The organism is Elusimicrobiota bacterium, assembly GCA_016788905.1.
Taxonomy (GTDB): Bacteria; Elusimicrobiota; Elusimicrobia; order FEN-1173; family FEN-1173; genus JADKHR01.
In genome coordinates this window covers 10,677-31,821 of record JAEURZ010000023.1, presented here as the reverse complement: position 1 = coordinate 31,821, position 21,145 = coordinate 10,677, and the positions used below count along the sequence as shown (strand labels likewise).

The 21,145-nt window shown below is 49.3% G+C and carries 11 protein-coding genes and 1 tRNA gene; 1 reads left to right on the top strand and 11 read right to left on the bottom strand.

All coding sequences use genetic code 11. The features are described 5' to 3' along the window. Nucleotides 1-3: 3 nt before the first annotated feature. From tal to JNK54_09420, 11 genes are all read right to left on the bottom strand, one after another. A complete protein-coding gene (gene tal, locus JNK54_09470; protein MBL8024491.1) occupies nucleotides 4-1,140 on the bottom strand; it encodes a transaldolase in 1,137 nt (378 codons plus the stop codon). Beyond that, on the bottom strand, nucleotides 1,137-3,176 hold the full coding sequence (gene tkt, locus JNK54_09465) for a transketolase (GenBank protein MBL8024490.1): 2,040 nt from the start codon (nucleotides 3,174-3,176) through the stop codon (nucleotides 1,137-1,139). Before tkt ends, tal begins: the two co-directional genes overlap by 4 nt. A gap of 61 nt (nucleotides 3,177-3,237) precedes the next feature. Beyond that, nucleotides 3,238-5,013, bottom strand: coding sequence for a sensor histidine kinase (locus tag JNK54_09460; protein MBL8024489.1), 1,776 nt, complete (start codon nucleotides 5,011-5,013; stop codon nucleotides 3,238-3,240). A gap of 87 nt (nucleotides 5,014-5,100) precedes the next feature. Beyond that, a complete protein-coding gene (locus JNK54_09455; protein ID MBL8024488.1) occupies nucleotides 5,101-7,107 on the bottom strand; it encodes an O-antigen ligase family protein in 2,007 nt (668 codons plus the stop codon). 317 nt (nucleotides 7,108-7,424) lie between these two features. Then, a complete protein-coding gene (locus tag JNK54_09450) occupies nucleotides 7,425-10,439 on the bottom strand; it encodes an O-antigen ligase family protein (protein MBL8024487.1) in 3,015 nt (1,004 codons plus the stop codon). A 34-nt stretch (nucleotides 10,440-10,473) separates the two neighbouring features. Then, nucleotides 10,474-10,547: transfer RNA gene (locus JNK54_09445), tRNA-Thr, on the bottom strand. A gap of 140 nt (nucleotides 10,548-10,687) precedes the next feature. Further along, the gene (locus tag JNK54_09440; protein ID MBL8024486.1) at nucleotides 10,688-12,445 is read right to left on the bottom strand and encodes a cbb3-type cytochrome c oxidase subunit I; all 1,758 of its coding nucleotides are present in this window, start codon (nucleotides 12,443-12,445) and stop codon (nucleotides 10,688-10,690) included. After that, a complete protein-coding gene (coxB, locus tag JNK54_09435) occupies nucleotides 12,442-13,155 on the bottom strand; it encodes a cytochrome c oxidase subunit II (GenBank protein ID MBL8024485.1) in 714 nt (237 codons plus the stop codon). The genes JNK54_09440 and coxB overlap by 4 nt, the downstream gene beginning before the upstream one ends. Further along, a complete protein-coding gene (locus JNK54_09430; protein ID MBL8024484.1) occupies nucleotides 13,152-13,766 on the bottom strand; it encodes an SCO family protein in 615 nt (204 codons plus the stop codon). Before JNK54_09430 ends, coxB begins: the two co-directional genes overlap by 4 nt. Beyond that, a complete protein-coding gene (locus tag JNK54_09425; protein ID MBL8024483.1) occupies nucleotides 13,763-14,035 on the bottom strand; it encodes a cytochrome C oxidase subunit IV family protein in 273 nt (90 codons plus the stop codon). The genes JNK54_09430 and JNK54_09425 overlap by 4 nt, the downstream gene beginning before the upstream one ends. Next, nucleotides 14,032-14,664, bottom strand: a complete 633-nt coding sequence (locus JNK54_09420; protein ID MBL8024482.1) for a cytochrome c oxidase subunit 3 — start codon at nucleotides 14,662-14,664, stop codon at nucleotides 14,032-14,034. Before JNK54_09420 ends, JNK54_09425 begins: the two co-directional genes overlap by 4 nt. A gap of 122 nt (nucleotides 14,665-14,786) precedes the next feature. Between JNK54_09420 and JNK54_09415 the strand changes: the two genes are divergently transcribed. Next, nucleotides 14,787-21,137: a hypothetical protein gene (locus JNK54_09415; GenBank protein ID MBL8024481.1), complete on the top strand. Its 6,351-nt coding sequence runs from the start codon at nucleotides 14,787-14,789 to the stop codon at nucleotides 21,135-21,137. Nucleotides 21,138-21,145: the final 8 nt, after the last annotated feature.

Here is a 21,145-nt window from a genome sequence, read left to right as displayed (position 1 = left end):
TCCTTATGATTTTTTGGCCGCCAAGGGCATGGTTTCTTTTTTAGCTCCCAGACCCGCCAGCAGTTTTTCGTAAGCATCAACAAAAAGTTGAACGCCTTCTCTCTCCAATGCATCCGAAACCTTTGTGAGATCGATTTTTTGGATTTTCAATTGTTCGAGAGTTTTCCGGGCCTCATCAACTCCTGCTTCTAATGTTTCGGCAACAGTGCCATGATCCAAGAAGGCCTCTAACGTTTTAGGGGGCAGGGTATTGACCGTATTCAGTCCAATTAATGAATCCACATAGAGGAGATCCGGGTAATGTGGATTTTTTGTGCCCGTGCTGGCCCATAAGGGACGTTGGGGACGGCCCCCTTTGTTTTTAATGGGATCCCACGCGGGACGGCCGTAGTGATGTTTGTAAAGATGGTATGCCGCTTTGGCATTGGCCACAGCCGTTTTTCCTAACAATTCAAGCAACGCATCTTTTTCAGAGGTGTTGGTGGATTTTTGAATTTTCTCTTGTAGAATCTTGTCCACGGCCACATCCATCCGGCTGATAAAAAAACTTGCGACACTTTCAATGGCCAGAGATTTCCCTTCCTTTTCGCGTAGGAGCATGGCCCGTTGATGGGCCTCCAACACATCCCGGTAACGTTCCACCGAGAAAATGAGCGTCACGTTGATGGGGATGCCTTCCGAAAGGCATTTTTCAATCGCGGGGAGACCCTCTTTTGTCGCCGGAATCTTGATCATCACATTCGGGCGATCCACCAACTTCCAAAGGCGTCGCGCGTCTGCCAAAGTCCCTTCCGTGTCTCGTGCCAGATGGGGAGAGACTTCTATGGAAACAAACCCATCCGTTCCCTTGGATTCCTCATACACGGGGAAAAATTGATCCGCGGCCTCCCGAACGTCTTCCACCGCCAAGACTTCAAAAATGTCGGCCATGGTTTTTCGGCTTCCAAAGAGCCGGCGAAGAGAACTGTCGTAAGCGGTTCCAGTTGAAAGAGCTTTTTCAAAGATGGCCGGATTCGACGTCATTCCCCGGAGTCCCATGGCAATTTGTGTTTTTAGGGCGCCCGAAATCAGCATGTCCCGATCAATATTGTCCAGCCAAACGCTTTGTCCGTGAGCCAGAAGTTCTTTCAATTTTGTCATCGAATTGTCTCCTTTAGCGGAGCGCGGCGAACCCGCGCAAGCGATTGATGGGCCGCTTGAATCACCGCGTTCACTGTGAAACCAAGTTTTTCTAAAGCGATTTCACCAGGAGCGGAGGCACCAAAACGGTCCAATGTGACGAGTTCCCCCTCAGGCCCAGCGTAACGATGCCAACCGAAAGACACGCCCGCTTCCACAATCACGCGGGCACGCACAGAGGGCGGTAGGACACTCTCTTGATACGCTTTGTCCTGTTTTTCAAAAAGGTTAAGGCTCGCCATGTTGATCACGGCCGATGAAATCCCTTCATCGCGCATTTTTAAATTGGCGGTCATTGCCAAGGGAATCTCCGATCCGGTGGCGATGAGAAGGACGTCCACCGGTCCTTCTTCTGTCATCCGATATCCTCCACGAAGGACTCCTTCAGCAGAGGCATACACGGAACGATCCCATGTGGGAAGTTTTTGCCGTGAGAGGATCAATGCGGTTGGGCCATGGCGCCGTTCAATGGCGGAGCGCCAGGCTTGGGTGGTCTCATTGGCGTCCGCGGGACGAATCACCGAAAGCCCCGGTATGCTCCGCAGGCTGGCCAAATGTTCTACCGGTTGATGGGTGGGGCCATCTTCTCCGACCCCGATACTGTCATGAGTAAAAACATAGATAATCCCCAATTTCATCAGGGCCGCAAGTCGAATGGCCGGGCGCATGTAATCCGCGAAAGTTAAGAACGTGGCTCCGAAAGGGATCACTCCGCCCGAGAGAGCCATTCCATTCATAACAGATCCCATCGCATGCTCGCGGATTCCGAAATGGAGGTTTCGGCCGGTCGCGCTGGATGAAAAATCTCCCTCGCGGTCTATCGCGGTGTTGTTGGAAGGGGCCAGGTCCGCAGACCCCCCCACCAGCGCTTTCAAATGAGGAGCCAACGCGTTTATGATTTTCCCCGAGGCTTGGCGGGTGGCTAAAGAGTCCCCTGGTTTAAAAGTCGGGAGCGCCTTATCCCATCCTTCTGAAAGCGTTGTGTTTTTTAACGAGTCCCATTCCTTGTAAAGATCCGGGTGGGCTCTTTTATAATGGGAGAGCATGGTTTCCCATTGGGATTGCGCTTCTCTCCCCCGGTGGGAAGTCTTGGCCCACTGGTCCCGGGCTTCTTCCGGGATATGAAACGGAGGAGATTCTGGCCACCCCAAATTCTGTTTGGTCAGCGTTGTTTCTTTGGGACCCAAAGGGGATCCGTGCGCGTCCGCTGTGTCTTGTTTGTTGGGAGAGCCAAAACCAATATGGGTTCGGGCGATAATAAGCGTGGGTTGGTCCGAAATATCCCGGGCGGTTTCAAATACAGATTGAACCGTGGCTAGGTCTTCCGGGTTCGGAACGTGCAGCACACGCCAACCGTAAGCTTCAAATCTCTGGGCCACATTTTCAGAAAAGGCCAAACCCGTCGACCCTTCAATCGTGATCTGATTGTCCAGGTAGACGTATTTAAGTTTTCCTAATTTGAGATGCCCCGCCAAAGAGGCGGCTTCAGCGACCACCCCTTCCATGAGATCTCCATCAGAAACAAAGGCCCAAACGCAATGATCGACAATGGGAAAACTTGGTCGGTTGAACCGATCCGCCAGGAGTCGTTCAGCCATCGCCATTCCTACACCATTTCCAAACCCTTGGCCCAGGGGCCCAGTGGTTGTTTCCACTCCTACGGTGTGCCCCACTTCGGGGTGCCCAGGGGTTCGGCTTCCCCATTGACGAAAATTTTTCAATTCCTCCAGGGGCAAATCATACCCGGTCAGATGAAGGAGGCCATACAACAGCATGGACGCGTGCCCGGCGGAAAGAACAAATCGATCCCGGTTTGGCCACTGGGGATCAACGGGATTGTGTTTGAGCAGGCGTGTCCAGAGGACATACCCTAGACCCGCCGCTTCCATTGGTGTTCCGGGATGGCCTGAATTCGCCTTCTCCACCGCGTCAACGGCGAGAAAGCGCAGGGTATTAACGCACAACCGATCGATGTCAACATTTAAAGGTGGATTCATGATGGAAGAAGGTTATTCTACAAATTCTGTAAGGAACAGGCGCAATAAATAATATTTTTCATTAACTTTCTCGAACATCCGGGAAGTGATTGTCTTTTGGAAGAGGCAGGGTGAAAAAGAATTCGCTCCCTCTTCCCGGCTCGGACTCAACCCAAATTCTCCCCCCATGCGCTTCCACCGCGAGTTTGCAAAAGGTGAGACCCAGCCCACTGCCCATTCGGTGATTTTTTCGTTTCCCTTCCGCTTGGCTAAACTTTTCGAAAATCTTTTCTTTAAAATCGGCCGGGACCCCTTCCCCTGTGTCGTGGACGCTCACAACAAATCCATGGGCGGGTTTGTCAAAACGAACGTGAATAGAGATCTCCGTTTTTCGGGGGGTATGTTTGAGGGCGTTGGTCAGGAGATTCGCCAGGACACGGTGAACCAAATCTCGATCCGCCCAAGCTTTGGGGAGATGGTGTTCCACTTCCACAGAAATGACCTTATTTTCCTTCACAATTTGGGCCTCAAGATCATCCACGCATTGGCCCGCTAGTTCAAGGATAGAAAAAAAATCTTTCCGAACATTCAGACGGCCTTCTTCCATTTTGGCAACATCCAAAAGGTTTTGAATCATGCGAAGAAGATCCCGGCCGGATTTCGCCCCAAGGGAAAGAAGTTTTTTGGGTTCTGGCCCCAGTTGATTCTGGGTGAGTTGAATAACATACTCAATACTGCCAAGCGTGGCGGAGAGGGGGTTCTTGAGGTCGTGCACAATCATATGGATAATATCCCGCTTGGTTCGATCGGTCTCCGCTAGGGAATCGGCCATGTGATTAACGGTCTCCCCCACGCGTTGAAGTTCGTCCCCGGTTTTTAGGTCAATGCGGTGAGTTAATTCCCCTTGTCCAATACGTTGGATGCCTTCCTGCAGAACGTGGAGTGGACGCAGGATCTTATTCACCAGTGAAAAACCAACAAGCCAGAAAAACAATCCCAGCGCCAAAGCCAGGAGTAAAATATGTGTTCTCAATCGGCGAATGGGCGCCATCACATCTCGAAAATCATTTACAACAAAAGCGGCCCACCCCAATCCGGACACCCGATGAAAAACGGCTAAGGTCCTTTGGTCTATTTCTTGGCAATCGATGGGGTATCCCTGTTTTCCCGAAGTGTCTTCCATGAAAATCTTAACCATGGGCCGATGGGCAAAATTCTCTTCATTGGCAACTCTTTTTGAGTCTGGATGAACGAATAAAAGGCCATATTCATTAACGACAAAAGGTTGCGTCGTTGGGGTTTCTGATTCATGCACAAGATCGAAGAGACGCTGAAGCCCCAATTGAGCGACGACCGTTTGTTGGTTGTCTTTCGGTCGAAAAGCCAACGTCATTTGGGGAATATTGTTTTTGCCAGTCAGACGAACGGGTCCAATATAGATACGACCGGCATTGGTTTCACTCCTCTCCTTTTGACCAACACGCGAATAGGCGTAAGGGCCCCAGATCACTTTGTTGTTGGACCGAACCGCGTGGACCACCCCTTTTCCGTTCCTATCGTAGAGGGCCACTTCTAGGAATTCCGGGAACTGGAGAAGGAATTTTCGGAGAAGAAGGGCTGTTCGTTTGGAAGAATCGGTGGATGGAATGTTTAGCGACGCGAGGGCTTCGTTGGCGTCTTTAATATAAGCCGATATCTTTTCAGCTATCCGACGGGAAAGCACAAGGTCTTCACGAAGAGCAGCGTCTCGCAGGGACTCCTTGACCGTAAAAAAAACGAGGCAAGTCGTGATGAGGCCTGGAAGAATCAGCGCGCACGTAAAAAAAGTGAGGAGGCGGGGGCGGATCCCTTTCCGCATTAAAAAGGGACAGTATTTTGTCCCGGAGGGATGTGTTCTGGTTCCTCCTCCCTGAGGCCCTTCGGGATCGGTTGTCACGAGGAAATTCTACTGTAGGGCGGCAGGGGAGTCAACGGGAGATCGATCCATTACTTTTTTAAGATTTGAGAGCGCTTCGGGATGTTGGGGACTACGCTTTAGGAATTCCTGATAGCGTTGTATGGCGGTTGAATCGTTTTCGGCTTGTGCCGCTGTGTCAGCGGCAATTAAGAGCGCTAGGGTGTATGTGGGAATGAGAGCAATTAACTCCTCCGCATGGGAATGGGCGCGTTCCCAACGGTTTTCCCGCGCCTCGGATCGAATTAAAAAAAGAAGTTCCCTTCCTTTCAGGAGTTGGGGGGACACGGGAAGCCCACTTTCTTTTAATTTGGCCCAGACTTTTTCATGATCCAGATCACGGGCCAAACACCATTCATAGGCGTTGTGCGCTTCACTCATTTGCCCCCCCTCCTCTAGGGTTAGAGCCCATTGAAACCTCGCGTTAAAATCATCTGGAAAATGAGCAACCGCTTGGGTCCAAAGCGCGATTCTCTCCTTTTTTGTATTCCCCTTTTTAGTCAGGAGTTCGTCCAGCGCTAAATAGGTTTCTTTTCGAAGGGGATTGATTAAGAGGGCCATTCTCAGGTCCAGCTCGGCTTCCCCGTAACGCCCAAGATAACGGAGGGCCTTCGAACGGGAGAAAAATATTTCATCGTAACTTGGGTTGGATTGAAGTCCTTTCCCATAGAACGAGACGGCTCGTTCCGCGTTTTCCTTGATTTCCCCACGAAACCCCCGGTTTTCGGCTTCGACCATTTTTTGCAGATAAATATTTCCCAGTTCAAAAGTGGTGTGGACAGAATACGGAAGTGTTTTGTGCGATCGGAGAAATAAATTTTCGCTTCCGTTAGGACTCTGGGTTTGTTGAGATCTCAATCCTTTGAAAAAAGTTTTTTCCGCAACAAATCCTTTTGACAGAAAAACGATTCCCAGAACGCTCAGAGTAAGAAAGGCGAAAGACATGAAACGTCGATGAACTAAAGAGCGCGGAACAATGATGGTTTTTTCTCCCACCAACCCAGCCCATTGGCCCCAGACCCAAAAAAAGAGGAAAGCCGGAATGGCAAAAAACAGAGAAACGTTTCCCAAGGCGTTATCAATGAGAACGCCCCCCATCCCCGCCAAAAGCGCGGCCGCTAGGGAGTGTTTTGCGGGGGGGCCTTCCCGTTTCTTGAAGTGACGATGGGTTAAGATTGTTACCAGAAGGATCCACAAAAAGAGGCCAAACCCGATGAGTCCAGTGAGAGACCCAATTTCAAGAAATAGTTGGTGGGCGTTATTCGCGTGTGTCCGGAAAAGATCGAAAGGTTTAATGGTAAAAAGCCGGCCCTGGTAATAGGGAAAAAACAGTTCAAACAATCCCCATCCTTTTCCGACAATAGGACGTTCGGTCCACATGTCCCAGGCGGATCGCCAAATGAGTAATCGTTGGTGCCACGAACCGTAAATCTGCGCTCCGGAGATCCCGGTCCACAGTTCCCCCAATCGGGACAGGGGACGGGGTGATCCAAGGGATGAGGCCGGCCAGAAAAGAGTGATCATTCCTGCCCCCCCACCCCAGACCACGGTCCGGACCCAAAAACGACGAACGGTGTTTCGATCTAAATAAAGGTAGAGAGCCATTCCCATCACCGCGCCCAGCCAGGACGATCGCGTCATGGTGGCCGTGAGTGCCGCCGTATAAATCAACCCCAAACTTCCCCATCCCCAGGTTTTTATTCGTGTGGGTGCGGAATAGTATTCATACAGAAGGAGAGGAAGAAGTAAAACCAACGCGGTCGAGAGGAAATTGGGGTTGCCGTAGGTCGATACGGGGCGACCGGCGAAGGGGTTGATCTCCGCGCCCCATAAAGGGTCAAACCCTAAATATTGGGAGACCCCGTAAACCGCTGAAAGGCTGGCAACGAACAGCATTAAACGACGAAGCGTTCGAGCGGTCTGGGACCCTGGGGGGACCATGGACGAAAGAAAAAAAACACCGATTCCATTGACCCAAAGAAAAATGAATCCACGCAATCCCTCATGAAATATTCCCGACCGAAAAAATAGACCATGCTGAAAAAAAGAAAGCCCCCATGACATCAAAGCCCAAAGAGCGAACGTCAATAATGGAATGTTTACCGTTGAGTTAGGGAGGTGGAGAGTGGAATGCCGGTTCCAAAGAAAGAACCCGAAAAGGGCCCATAGGGCCAATACGCCACACTGGACAATAAGAATTTGGATACTGTACGGATTTTGTGTGGTCTGGGTTAAAAAAAAGAGTGGACCGAATGTGTGGAGACCGGCACCCAGAAGAAAAAGGGTTTTATAAAAAAAAAGGTCGGATCGGGACACTACCGGGAAGAGGCTGGAACTGGAGAAAAAACTTTTTTCACATCTGGATCATTTGGGGCCAGTTTTCGAAGTTTTAACCAATGGGACTGCGCTTTGTCATTGAGTCCCACACGACTGTACAGGACCGCCAACGCTTTGGCGGGCTCGACTCCAAAATCTTCTTCCTGTCCGGACTTTTGGGCTTCTTCGAGAGCTTTGAGATAATACCCTTCGGCTTTTAAAAACAGAGGGGAATCCTTCGGCATCTGGGTTGGATCGGGGTGTTGGTTGACGAGTTGGACATAAAAGAGCCGACCTAAATTACTGTAGGTCTCAACATTTCTATCCACGTACACACGTCCGACCACATTGGTGGAGTTGTAGACGAGCGCTCCCAGATAGGATTCTTCCGCTTTGACGATGTCTCCACGCATGAAATGGACATACGACATACGGTAATAATTCGGTGGAAACACCGGATCAATCTTTCGATACAGTTCAAAACTTTCGAGAGCTTTCTTAAAGTGTTGATCCGCGATGTCTTTTTCTCCCCGTCCCGCCTCCATTTCCCCCATTTTTAAATACACTAAACCCACTTGATGATGGGTTTGAACATAATTCGGGGCAAAGGCTTTCACCCGTGAGTAAGCGTTGAGGGCTTTTTCCCAAAGATGGATGGCTTCGAGGCGATAAGATTCGGCCGCATCTTTCTCCCCCCGTTGGAGAGCTTGGCGGGAGGCTTCGAGTCTATTGGACCCCCAATCGTTGTGCACATTTCCTATGAAATACACGGACATCGGAAATCCAGGATGGAGGCGAAACGTTTTTTCGTAATGTTCAATAGCTCCCCCCACGAGCTCGTATTCTTTTTTCATATCCGGAGGAAAACCGGAAGCGTTCACTTTAGCCTCAAATTCCGGGGAACGGTTCCAGATGGATTGTTTCGAGAAAAAAATAGCAACATTATGACTCACGTCGGCTAGAAAATAGCCTCGCCAAAAATTAATTCCCACGATCCATACCCCCAATGCGCCTGCGGCCAAAACCCATTGATAAAAAGAGATGCGGGCGCCGTTGGGGGATGGGCCCATGGGTTGGGAAGTGTCCCTTTCTCTCTGGCGTAACAAAACCCACACAAAAAGAAAAATAAGCGCAGAGAAAATTCGAATCAAATGTCCCGGGCTAAAACCATATTGGAAAAGAGCTGGAATTTCCATCAATTCCCCGACCACACACAAACCCGAGGATACAAGAAAGGGAATTCTCGACAGTCCCGTGGATTTTGGGCCGAGGCGACGTTCCATGATTTCCGAGAAGAGAATGACACAGGCTCCAAAATAAAGAACCCCGGAGGGACGGATCAAAGGGCGAAGTGTATCGTCAGGGATAAGAAAGAAGGACATCCAAATAAAGGCTGTTCCCAATCGAATCCAAATATCGGATCGATTCGGCGAATCTTGATGAACAGGCATGGGATCATTTCTCACAAAACTTATCACAAGGGCTGGAAGAAAAAAAGAAAAAATACCGGAGGAAACAAAACGCACAGAGACATCCACTAACCAATGGACCAAGGCGGCCCACCAGGCTCCCATGTAACCCAACACTTTATAGACCCGATCATCAAAAGCGGGTTCAGGAGGAGGGCGTGGTCCTTCCACTGTGAGCCGTTGCAGCATGCGAATCCCCATAACACTCACACTCAGAATAAGCCAGAGGAAGATACCAAAACCGACGATCCCTTCATCATACAGAACTTCCAAGTATTCATCTTCCACATGATCTGTTTCCGTGTTCGAGCGGCCTTCTAATAAAATAATTTCCGGTCGTCGATAGGCTGGGTAGGCCCATTTAAAAGTTCCGATCCCTGTTCCTAACCAAGGTTGACTTCGAATCATGTTCCAAGTGGAAATCCATGTGAACACTCGAAAATCCACCGACTGTGAACGTTTGAGCGCGTAGTGACGAACGGCCATGAAGCCCGCAAGGGCAACCAGGAGCGAGACTCCCATGAGACTCCACGTCAAGCGACGGGCCTTGCGCCCGACTAAGAACAGGCCCACCAATAGTGCGGAAAAAACAATGGCGGCGACAAACCCAACCCAGGCCCCCTTCGTTTCTGTGGCGTAGAGGTTAACGAAGGTCGCTCCAATAAAGATCATCATCCCGCTGGCTGAAACGGAGGGGCTTTTCCACCAAATCAAACCTAAAACAACAAGGAGCGAGGCCCAAAGCCCCCCCGTCACCCAAAATTGATTTTGAGCGGTTATTCCTCCAAATTGGTTGGTGAAAAGTTTGTCGGTAAGGAGAACGACAGGAACCAGGACACCGATCAAGAGAAAGGGGCGAAACGGTTTTCCCCCTCCCCTGAAATAGAGGGCAATCAGGATGGGGGTGATAATGACAAGAAAATTACCATAGAAATTGGGGTTTCCAAAACTTGAAAAGACCCGCAAGGAAAATGCCTGGCGCCAAATAAAAGGATCCAAGCCCGCTTTTGTCATTCCTGGGGGGAATAGCCGCCCATCAAAATATTGAATGAACCCGTACAAAACCGTGACCGCAAACCCCGCGATCAACCACCGCATCAGTCGCCGCTGTCGATCCATTCCCCGGAATTCAGCGATCACGATCAGAGCCATAAACGAATAAAAAACACGGCGCAAAAATTCCTCTAAACTCCCGGCTTGGAAGGACGATTGGAGATAGGAGACGACGCCACTGACAAGAATGGCAAGGAAGGGCGCCACCAGGGGAAGATCTTTTTTACTAAAAGGGAATCTCTTTTGAAAAATCAATTGAAGAGCCCAGAAAAGGATGACCATACTGCCACCCAACTGTGTCAGCGTTATCTTAATTTGGGCGGAGTCGTAGGTTCGAAGGTAAAACGAAATACTGACTAAGAAGTAAGTCACCGGAAGGGTGAACGCCACACAACGTGAGAAAAGATCTCCCAGTGACTCCGAAGACCAAAAATTCTTCGGAAATCCGAAATCTTTTAGCTGGGGAGAATTGTCCAACGCAGAATCGTTCATTTTGGCGAATTCACTTTGTGTCTATATCAAAATCAGCCGAGGATCGGGATCGAACCGACAAACCTATCGCTTACGAAGCGATTGCTCTACCAATTGAGCTACCTCGGCAGGGAGTGGGGGCCTTTTTTGGTCTTCGGTTTTTCCTTGCGGGATCAACCAAGACGGCCAATAAACAATGTTTTCCTTGATTCGAAATCCATTCATTATGGGGGATATTACCTTTTCTTTACCTTACCGACAATCCGGATTTATAAAAGGGGTCGCCCGAAATTGTAAGGGGACGAATGGACTTCTGGGGGGGTCTCGAAGTTGTGAGGGGGCGGAGGGGAAGACAACGTCCATTCCAATGTTTGGGCGTTCCACGGATTCGAAGAGGCCGCTGGGGCTCCTTTTCTAAGGGAACGGAAAATATTATACAGGAAAATGGCGACCGCAATAAAAATAATAAAAGCAGAAACACTGATCCACATTTGAATTGGGCCCATTTCCGGTGGGAAATCAGCAACGCGTCGACGCAATCCGCGGGTTCCGGTCCAAAACATGGGGATAAAGGTGGCATTAAATCCGTAAAAGAATAGGGCAAAATGCCAACGCCCGAGGGTCTCACTGTAAAGGCGCCCTGAAATCTTAGGGAACCAGTAATAGACGCCTGCAAATAAAGCAAAAATGGTCCCGCCCACAATAGTGAAATGGAAGTGGGCGGTGACAAAGAGCGTGTCGTGGAGGTGAACGTCACTCGGTACGTCGGCCAAGAAGATACCCGTGAGCCCCCCTATTAAAAAATTTGCGATCACCCCCACGGCAAAGAGCAAGGGTGTGGTGAATCTTATTTTCCCCCTCCAGAGGGTTCCTATCGCGGCCAAGAACATGATCCCCGTCGGGATCGATATGAGTTCCGTCGTGATGAGAAAGGGAAAATTTAATAATCCCCACATGCCACTGGTGAACATATGATGGGCCCAAACAACAAAACTTAAGAACACAATAATCCAAAAAGAAAGAACCGCGAGCGGATAGGCAAAGAGCGGTTTGCGAGAAAAAACAGGCAAAACTTCCAGGAGGAGACCAAACGCCGGCAGAATCATGATATAGACCGCGGGGTGGGAATAAAACCAAAAAAGATGTTGATACAGGATAACGCTCCCCCCTCGGGCAGGATCAAAAAAAGAGGTATTAAGGACACGATCAAAAATAACCATGAATAAAGAACTTGCGACAACAGAAGTCGCAATGACAATGACCACAGCGGTGGCGGCAATGGAATGGACGAACACGGGAATTCTAAAAAAAGACATCCCTTTCGCACGCATTTTGATGATGGTGACCAGCAGGTTGACACCTCCGAAAATGGAAGAAAAACCTGACGTGGCGAACGCCAAGAGGAAAAACAGCTTCCCGACAGGACCTTTTGTGCTGAGAGGCGCATACGCTGTCCATCCGAAATCAAATCCTCCATTAAAAAGGCTTGCCATTAAAATAATGACCGCTGGGGGAAGAAGCCAGAAACTTAAAGCGTTTAATCGTGGGAAAGCCATGTCTTTAGCCCCGATCTGTAAGGGAACGACATAGTTTCCAAATCCCCCCACAATGGCGGTAAGAGCGACCAAGACCATTCCAATCCCATGGGACCCCATCACGGTTGCGTAGGTTTTCGTGGAAAGGAATTGCATCCCTTCATGGGCCAGCTCCGTTCGCATAATCAGGGCCATCACCCCCGCAAAGAGGAAAAGGAAAAAACTGGCGAAGAGGTATTGAACTCCAACAACCTTGTGATCGGTGTTGAAATTAAAGAAACGGGAAAAACCATGACATTCAGGTTCTTCCTTTTCGTTCAACCAGCTCCGAAAAGCCGCCCACCCCCCACCGATAGCAAGATAAACGGGAATTGAAACAACGTAGGATAGGGTCGCTGCCGCTTCCGCGGACACGAAACGAATGAGAAGGAAGTTGAACCCCAAATAAGAAATAACTCCGGCCGCAATTCCTCGCAAAAGTCCAGGTATCACCAACTTTCCCCCTCTAAACGATTGTGGAATTCCTGCTCATCAACAACGTCGACCATGGCGGTCATCACCGTGTGGTCTTGGCCGCAAAGTTCAGCGCAGCGTAATTCATAACTGCCTAAAAGAGTTGGGGTAATAACAATCTGGGTCACTTTCCCTGGCAAAACATCTTGCTTGAGCCGAAATTCAGGGACCCAGAAGGAATGAATAACGTCTGCGGATTTGAAAATGAGACGGGCTTTTTTGCCCACAGGCAAAACCAGACGAATGGAGTATTGCGCTTGAACAGGGTAATAAAATTCCCAAGAAAATTGGGAGGCATTGACGTTGATTTCGAGATCGGCCTGTTTTTGGGAAAGGTGAAGCTTTCGAAGTTCTATTGATCCGAAGGCCGCTAAACCAATGGTAATCACTAAACTTGCAACGATCCAAAGTGTCTCCACCCAGTGCCCACGACTCTCGGCAAACTTTTCCCCCTCATCCTGGTTTTCCTTAGATCGAAAAACAAATAAAGCATAAATCAAGGCGGCCATGACCAGCGAGTAGATGGGGATAGACAGCCAAAGCACAATATTGAAGGCATGATCCACATGAAAGGCTTCAGCGCTTGCAGCGAGGGGCATCATGGGATACGCCCGGAACAAATAAAAAAGAGCGGCTGAGAAAATAGCCGACAAGGCGATAATCACAAAAAATCCCCGCGTAATTTTCACGACATTTCCTTCGTTAAATCCTGAACAGCTTTTGTCATCTTTTTCTCTAAACTTGGGTCAGAGGATTCAAAGTAGCCGCGAATCCGCCCTTGCCCATCGACCAACACGAACCGCGTGCTGTGCGTCACCCGAAACCCTGAATCGGCGGAAGGATCTTCCATCATGGGAAGCTTAAACCCTTCAAAAACGAGTTTGTAGAGGACAGGTTTTTCGGCCCGAAGAAAAAACCACCGTTTCGGATCCGCTTCGAATTGACGGGCGTATTCGGACAGGACATCCAAATCATCTCTATCGGGGTCAACGGTGAACGTGATCAGTTGAACGGAGTCTGGCAGAACGCCCTGAAGTTTTGCCATTTTTGATGTCATGAGGGGGCAGGGCCCACTGCAGTGGGTAAAAATGAAATTGGCAACCCAGATTTTTCCCTGAAGATCGGCCAAACTTACGGCGCTCGCCCCCTCCGCCGTCGCGGCCGGCAGACTAAAGGAAGGCACATTCCCTAACGCCTCTGGCCCGGCCCGCTTTGCCGCTACCCAATTCCAAGCAAAACCCCCAAACACAATGGCGAGGACACCAAGACCCAGCAGAATGAAAAGGAGAGGCCGCTTCATCGGTTGAATAACCCCACATCCGGAAAAATCCCAATGGAAAGAATCAGCACAGCCAAAATACCAATGAACACCGCTCCTCGTGCAATCCACCCCGCGGATTTAAGGCGCATAAAATACCAACCAATCAAAAACCCTTTAACAACGGCAAAGGCCAAAGCCGTCACGATCGCCCCCGTCCGATCAAAATGGAGCCGTGACGCCAAAACGCTTAAAAGGGTGAATGAGACCAACCCCGCAAAAAGAATGGTGGAAGACCTTTCGTCAGTCATATGAGGTAAAACAACGGAAAGAGAAACACCCACACCACATCAACGAAATGCCAGTAAAGCCCGGCGTATTCCACTTTCCGAGCAAACGCTGGAGAGTAATTTCGTTTCTTAGCCGATTGTTTCAAAAACAAGTTCCATAAAACTCCAATGATCACATGCAAAAGGTGAAACCCCGTGAGAGCGAAATAAAAGGAAATGAAAATATTGAGCCCCGGGTTCGCTTCCATAAAAGGACTGCGCGGGTAAAACCCATGATGAATTTTGAGACTGTATTCAATGGCTTTAACGCAAAGGAACAGGATTCCCAACCCAATGGTGGTTCCCATAAACCGAGAAAAGGCCCGATCATCGCGTTTTTCTACAGCCAAAACGGCCCGCACCATGGTGTAAGAACTGGTGATCAAAATAAGAGTGTTGATTGTGGCCAACGCCAACCCCCCGGTGTACCCCTCTGCGGGCCAAGCGGGTGTGCCGATGGTGCAAACGGTACTCCCCCATCGGAGCATAAAATAGCTCGAGAGAAACCCCCCGAAGAGCATGATTTCGGAGAGAATAAATAACCAAATCCCGATCTGGCCAATGTCAGCGTGGTCGGAATGCGCGGGTTCCGTGTGGGCGAGTGTGGTCATAAAAGTTGAATGGTGACAATTTTAGTTTGTTTTCCAGGCTTTGACAACCGCAAAAAAAATGTAACCAAACGTTTACAACTTCTTAAGGGAATCTTTCGAGCCTCCTTGGTATACTCCCGGTTGTGAAATCTCCAATTACTCGTTTGGTATCAATTTTTGTTTTGGGCACATTCGTTTTTACGAATGTGGTTGCGCTGCATTCCAGTGAAAACGCCTTTTGGGAATCCCGCCGCGCCGCCGCTAGGGAACGACGGGGGCCCCTCTACGCAAGCTTGTCGGGTGTTAGCGCCACCCCGACTTTGGCCCAAATCGTTCCTAAACCCTTCACCCTCTCGGCCCCTGTTTCGACGAATTTCGACCCGATTCCCACCCGACATCCCCTCCATTGGGTGACGCCGCTGGTCGCTCCTTACGGAACGGTGCGGGAAGTCCACCTCTCGGCCCGGCCTTCCGCACCCCTGGTGATCCATATTCAGGATGTCCACGGTTACCTGGACGCCCAAGAAAATATGGCGAAAATAATTCAAAACCTGGCGGAAGGAAGCGACCTTTCCCTGATTGGTTTGGAAGGCGCGGGTGGGGCCTTTTCCATCGATGATTTCCGCCGATACCCCAACGCTGAAATACGTTCACGGGTGGCGCACTTTTTTCTAAAAAAAGATCTGATTGGCGCGGGGGAATACGCGGCGCTCACCTCAACGAAAACGCTCACGCTGTGGGGTGTCGAAGAAATGTCCCTGTACCGCCAAAACGTCGTTGCGGTAAAAGCCTCTCTAAAGGAGCGCACCCAGGCGCAAAAACTTGTGACCCAAATCGAAACGGTGTTGGCCGGCCAAAAAAACGGTATCTATTCGGACGGCCTGAAAGCCTTTGATCGCCTATCCATCGCATACGAAAAAAATCAAATAGGCCTCGGCGCCTATATCAAAACCCTTTCCCAACTTTGTGGCACATCCACTGTCCCCGCCCAAATCGCCACATTCTTGGAAGCGCTTCGCCAAGAGGAATCATTGGATTTCAAAGCGGTCGAGCGCGACCGTCTCCGCCTGGTGGACCGCTTGGTGGAAACACTCGACAAACCCGCTCTCGATGCCCTTGTCCAACAAAGCGTGAACTATCGTTCCGGGCGCCTCACCCACGGGCAATACAACAGTTACTTAGAGCATCTGTTAACCCAACAGAGAATAAGTTTGTCATCGTTCCCCACATTAAAGAGATACATCCATTACGTTGGTCTCGCCGAGGAAATTAAGAGGGACACTCTTCTTAAAGAACTGCGCGCTCTCGAACAGACCACCCAAGACAAATTGGCCCAAACCCCCGAACAAAAAAGACTGGTGTTCTTAACGGTCGACACGAAACGTCTGCACCAACTGATTAACAACCAAATGTCCCCGGAGGATTGGAAAGCCTATTCACAACGCCAAAAAGAAACCCACCAATTGCCCCAACGGTTAAACGATCCTAATGCCGTCCAATTTCCAGAAAACTTTTCCGCCTTCCTAACCCCCTTTGAAAATTTCTGTCACCTAGCCCTCGCCAGGGATAAAACTCTCTCCAATGCTCTCCTCGAAAAAATGAACGAAACCCAAACCCCCACCGCCGTTCTCGTGGCCGGAGGTTTTCACACCGAAGGGCTCCTGCAGACCCTGAAATCCCAAGGGGCGTCCTATATCGTCCTGACACCCAAAATTGAAAAAATCGATCCGCAGAAAAATTACCTCGACGTTTTCGCCCACGATCCCCTCCCACTCGAAAAACTCTTCACTGGCGAACCCATTTCACTGATCACGGAACGGGCCCTAGCGTTGGATTATCCATCCCCCTTGCCCAGCCAAATGCATATGGATCTTGTCGGAAAACATCTCGCGGTTGTAAATCAGGAACGCCAACCCAACGGGTCCAATAATAAGGAAATTCTTCGGGCTCTCAAGGACTATCTTGCTGGCTTAATTGCCCTCGTGGGGGATCGGCTTAAACGCATGGAAGTGGAAGTCCAATCCCGGGAGAATTCCGGAGTTCTGTTTACGGTTATTTTTAAAGGAAAGATTCAGTGGTTAAAAACAGATGACAACGGCACACGTGCCATTCCCTCTTTGCCAGATAATGGCAAAGAGGGCTTCCAACGGCTTCTAACGAATGTTCGTGGCGGGTTCTCTCGCTTTTTGGAAAACCTGTTTCCTCAAAGAAATCTTGTCACACCCGAAGGGATATCCCTTTCAATGAACAGTAACTTTCAATCGTCAAACGGGCTCGTGATTCCCCCCCTGCCCGATGAAATCCGTCGATACATTAACCCCCGGCGTGAGCTTGGGGCTTACCGAAATATTCGAAATTACCTCTGGTCCGTATTAAATGGCAATCCAAAGAAACTCAATAGTGTCGTCCGATCGATTAAATTTAACATATCGCATATGTTGACCACAGGGGAAACCTATAAAGCTATTTCACTCATTGAGGTTTTAGGGTGGGTGAGTTCGGATTCCGATTCGGTTCAATTTCTGAACCAGCTTAATTTTGGTTTGCGAGATGAAAACGCCAGTTCTCTTCTCCAAGTCGTCCGGAAAGAAGCCATCCAATGGATCACAAGCAGCCAAAAATCAATCAAAGAATTAGAAGATTCCCACACCATGTTTTATGGGCCCTTTGTCCCGATTCGGGATAAAAACATCGATTTTAGATCTTGGAAACTTATTGAACATGAGAAACGAACCCTCTGGTCAGGAGCCAACTCTCTCAAGGCGGAAGTGGTTACGGAACTTGTTCAAGACGAGGATGGAAATGTTTTTGAACGCCGGGTGCTTTTGTCCCCTCCCCCCCCCCTCATTGATGAACGACGGAGTGGGCCGCGCCTTCGACTTCTCAAAAGCGATGGGGGAAGTAAGAAAAGACTAGGGGTTCATTTAATGCTGAGCAAATCGACGATCAGTGATTTTGTAACCTTTCGCTGGTTGGAATTAATGGGTCTTTGCATTACAGACGTGAAACTTGAGGTCGATTCTGATGATGAATTGAAGATTCTTCGTTCCCTCAGTGTTTCTCAAGGGGAAACCAAGGACTTGCAATCAAAAACTTCTGAAATTGATGGTTTGCTCAATTTGGCGGCGTTCCCCACCATGAGCGGGGTTGATTCCCTGAAGCACTTTAAATATAGGGGGGCGTCAGGTTTCCGGTTTGACGTAAATAGTTTTCATAATCCCGGTTGGCAGATCCAAGAAAGAGAAGTTCACGACTTATTTAACGGACGGTTCAGCCGTCAGTGGGGGCATCCGGTCCTGAATCCCTCCTCTCTGGAACGCTTGCTGGTCCTCCGTATGAACAGTGTTCCACGCGAAGAGATGCAAACGATCATCGAAGAAGCTTATGTCACCACGTATGGATCGAAATATTTATCATCCTATTCAACGGAAATAAAAATATTTCTGGACAACTGGGACAAGCTAAGAAAGTCTCTGGGTGAACACTATCTCGTCCCCTCGTTGCCAAGAACTCCTGCCCACCCGCCCGTGGTCCATGCGGAAGGTATGAAACTGATTCAGGGGGGCCCAACCCTTGTTGCCGGGCAAGCGGTCACTCCCGAAACCTTGAACGAAGTAAAAGAAACCGTAAAACGAAACGCTCGACGAATGGATGTTCCCTCCTCCCAAGGACTAAAAACAGTTTATGCGGCTCAGGAGATCCTCGACGCGTACCTTTCTTTCGGATACGCGTCCCGTAAGGAGTTTCAAACGGCCCTAGAGAAATATCTCACCGAACAATTTAACCATTCCCCTCCCCTCACGGACGAAATTGTGATAGCCATGCTGACCCACTCCTCCCACCTCTTCGAGGACCACCAAGGCAACGGTTTCATCGGGGTCAACAATCAAATTCTCGACCTAAAATCACCCCGCCTCGCGCAAAACATTTTTTGGATGGGTCTCGGCCACGAACTCGCCCACGAAAGCCAAGGCCCCCGAACAGGCAAACCCCTAAGGGAGTTTGAAGAAACCCAAGAAAAAAAGGACCGCCTCGCCTTCTGGAAATCCCATGGAGCTCCCACGAACGAGGATCGTCAGTCTCTCGCCACAATTATTCCCCCGGGATCCTTTAAGCTTATATCTCATTTTCACAGCACAACCCAACCGGTGTACCAATTCGCTACAAACCCGCTGATCGATTTGAAAACTCAAGTTCCTATTAATCGTGAAGGGCTAGGAAAATATTTTGTTGCTTCAGATACCACCGCTAATCGCGTGAGTCGTATTCTTCGGGAAAATGATGATTCTTCTTATCGTGAATTGACCCTGATGGACAAAGAAAACCCCGGGCTTCGCGTTGTAATCCGAAAGGTCTACCTGGGCCCCCAATCCACACAAGTTTCTTACGCCATTGACGTGGCCGACCGGGATCGATTGGAAATGCTTTTTGGTCTAAAGCGAGCGGAAGATTTTTCAGCTGAAGCTCCCGGTCCAGGCGATGTCGTCATCACTAAAAACGGAGTGGAAAGGATGGGGCTCCCTACACGAAAAGCTGTAGCGCTTTCACATAAACTCAACAGCGCCTTCGGACCCTTGAACACCGCCCGACAAGGCCAAAAATCTGACCCCTATATGTTCAATGGAAAAGAAATCGTGGGTGAAGCTAAAATGATTGCGGGCGTACCCGTCTGGACAGTCACTCTCGAGGATTGGGAAACAATCAATTCCAAACCCCAAAAAGAAATGGGTGCCGCAGGGTTATTCACCTGGTTTGGCATCCGCTCCCCCCGCTTGATTGCCCATTTGGAAGATATTGGGGTTGCCTTGGCCACCATCGCGGGCATGAACTATTTTGAATTTGCGCCTGCTGGGGATTCTCTTGTGGCTTTGATCGAAGGAATGGCAGAAGTCACCTTCGGTCTAGGTCCTCTATTCTTTGTGGGGATGATGTTGCTCCATTTTCTGACCGGCATCGTTAAGCCTGATGGAAAAATTTCGGAAATTGAATTTTTAAAAGTAATCAAATTCCTCTCCTATGAGCCAATTTTTGCCATCTGGGCGATAGGGCATCATTGGCGTATATCGTTTTTGGCATCGAGAACGGCGAGTACGGGGTTCGTCATGCTTCCCTTTTTTGGGGCAGCCGCTGTTCTGAACGCCCCCTTCCTGCTGCTGGTCGGATTTCTTCTGGGAACCTGGCGGCATTCAATCCGAAATCAGAAAATAGAAAGAGAATGGAGAATATTAAACGCGGCGCTACCCAAATCAAGGCCAGGTCAATTGAAACACTTAAATCTAATGTCAACGCAAAGTGTTCCCATGGTCCAGCCAGTTACGATTATAAAGGAGGGCCAACCGGAATTAAGCGATTTCACGACAGCCATAAACCAAATCGTGCCAACCGCAGAGGGCCCCCTCCAATTTGGTTTTTCCCACACGGAGCGCCACTATGAGGTTACCCCTGAACCCCCAACGACTGCAAAACCCTATCTGGAATTTATCGAACAATTAAGTAATGAAATAAGTCCAACCAACCTGGAATTTTACGCCAATTCCATAGAACTTTTAGGAATGACTCAATACTCCATCCGCGGCATTATTAAATCGGCGAAAGAGGACGAAATGTTCAGAAGGGTCCTCTCCCGGTGGGCATTGGCCGAACTCCTTCTGGCCAGTCAAGGGGACCCCAAATGGTACTCGTCCAGCCCCTTTCAGCGGGAAGCCTTCCAACTGGAACAGTTCATTCTATTTAACTCCAGTGGAGAGGTTCTCCCCTTATCACGCTTAGAACGAGCGGCACAAATGGCGGCCATCCTGAGAGCCGCCGGTTCCTCTATCTCTGACCCCTCCAATAGGGGAGATTCGGAAGAAAACCAAAAACGAGACCAATCCTTACTCCTGACCGCCTGGGGTTTGGCTGGAAACTTAAACCCAACCGAAATTCACGAAACCTATAATGAAATTTTAAGAACCGTCGCCACAGCGACGCTTTGGACGGGCATAATCAATCCGCCCACTTCTGATAAAACCCCAAAAACAGTCTACTTCAATATAGACGCAATCCTTGATGGGAAAAATAAAGAAGCCGCCGAAAAAGCCGCACAAGCCGTCGAAATCATTGCTGAAAGACAAAGGGAAGATAAAAATATTCGCCTGGTTTTGGTGACAACTCTCCCCCCCAACGGCCAGACAAACCGCGATCTCATTTCTCAATACACGTTAATAATGACTCAAAGATACGGCGGTTGGTTATCGGTTCTCTCAAACCCAATTCTAATAAGTTTGAACGATGCCCCTAACCTCATTGATCCAGACTCTGGATACCTTCGCCTTTTAACCCTCTTTGAGCTCTCGTCCGGATCGGGGTATCCAACGATCGAATTCTGGACACACGAACCCCAGAAAGTCATACAGGTCCCGGAAAAAAAGATTCGTGTCGTTGATTTTGTTTCTATAGGAAAGGTCATTGAAAAGGAATTACAAAAAATATTCTTTTTCCTCATCCAAGCCTAACCCCCCAC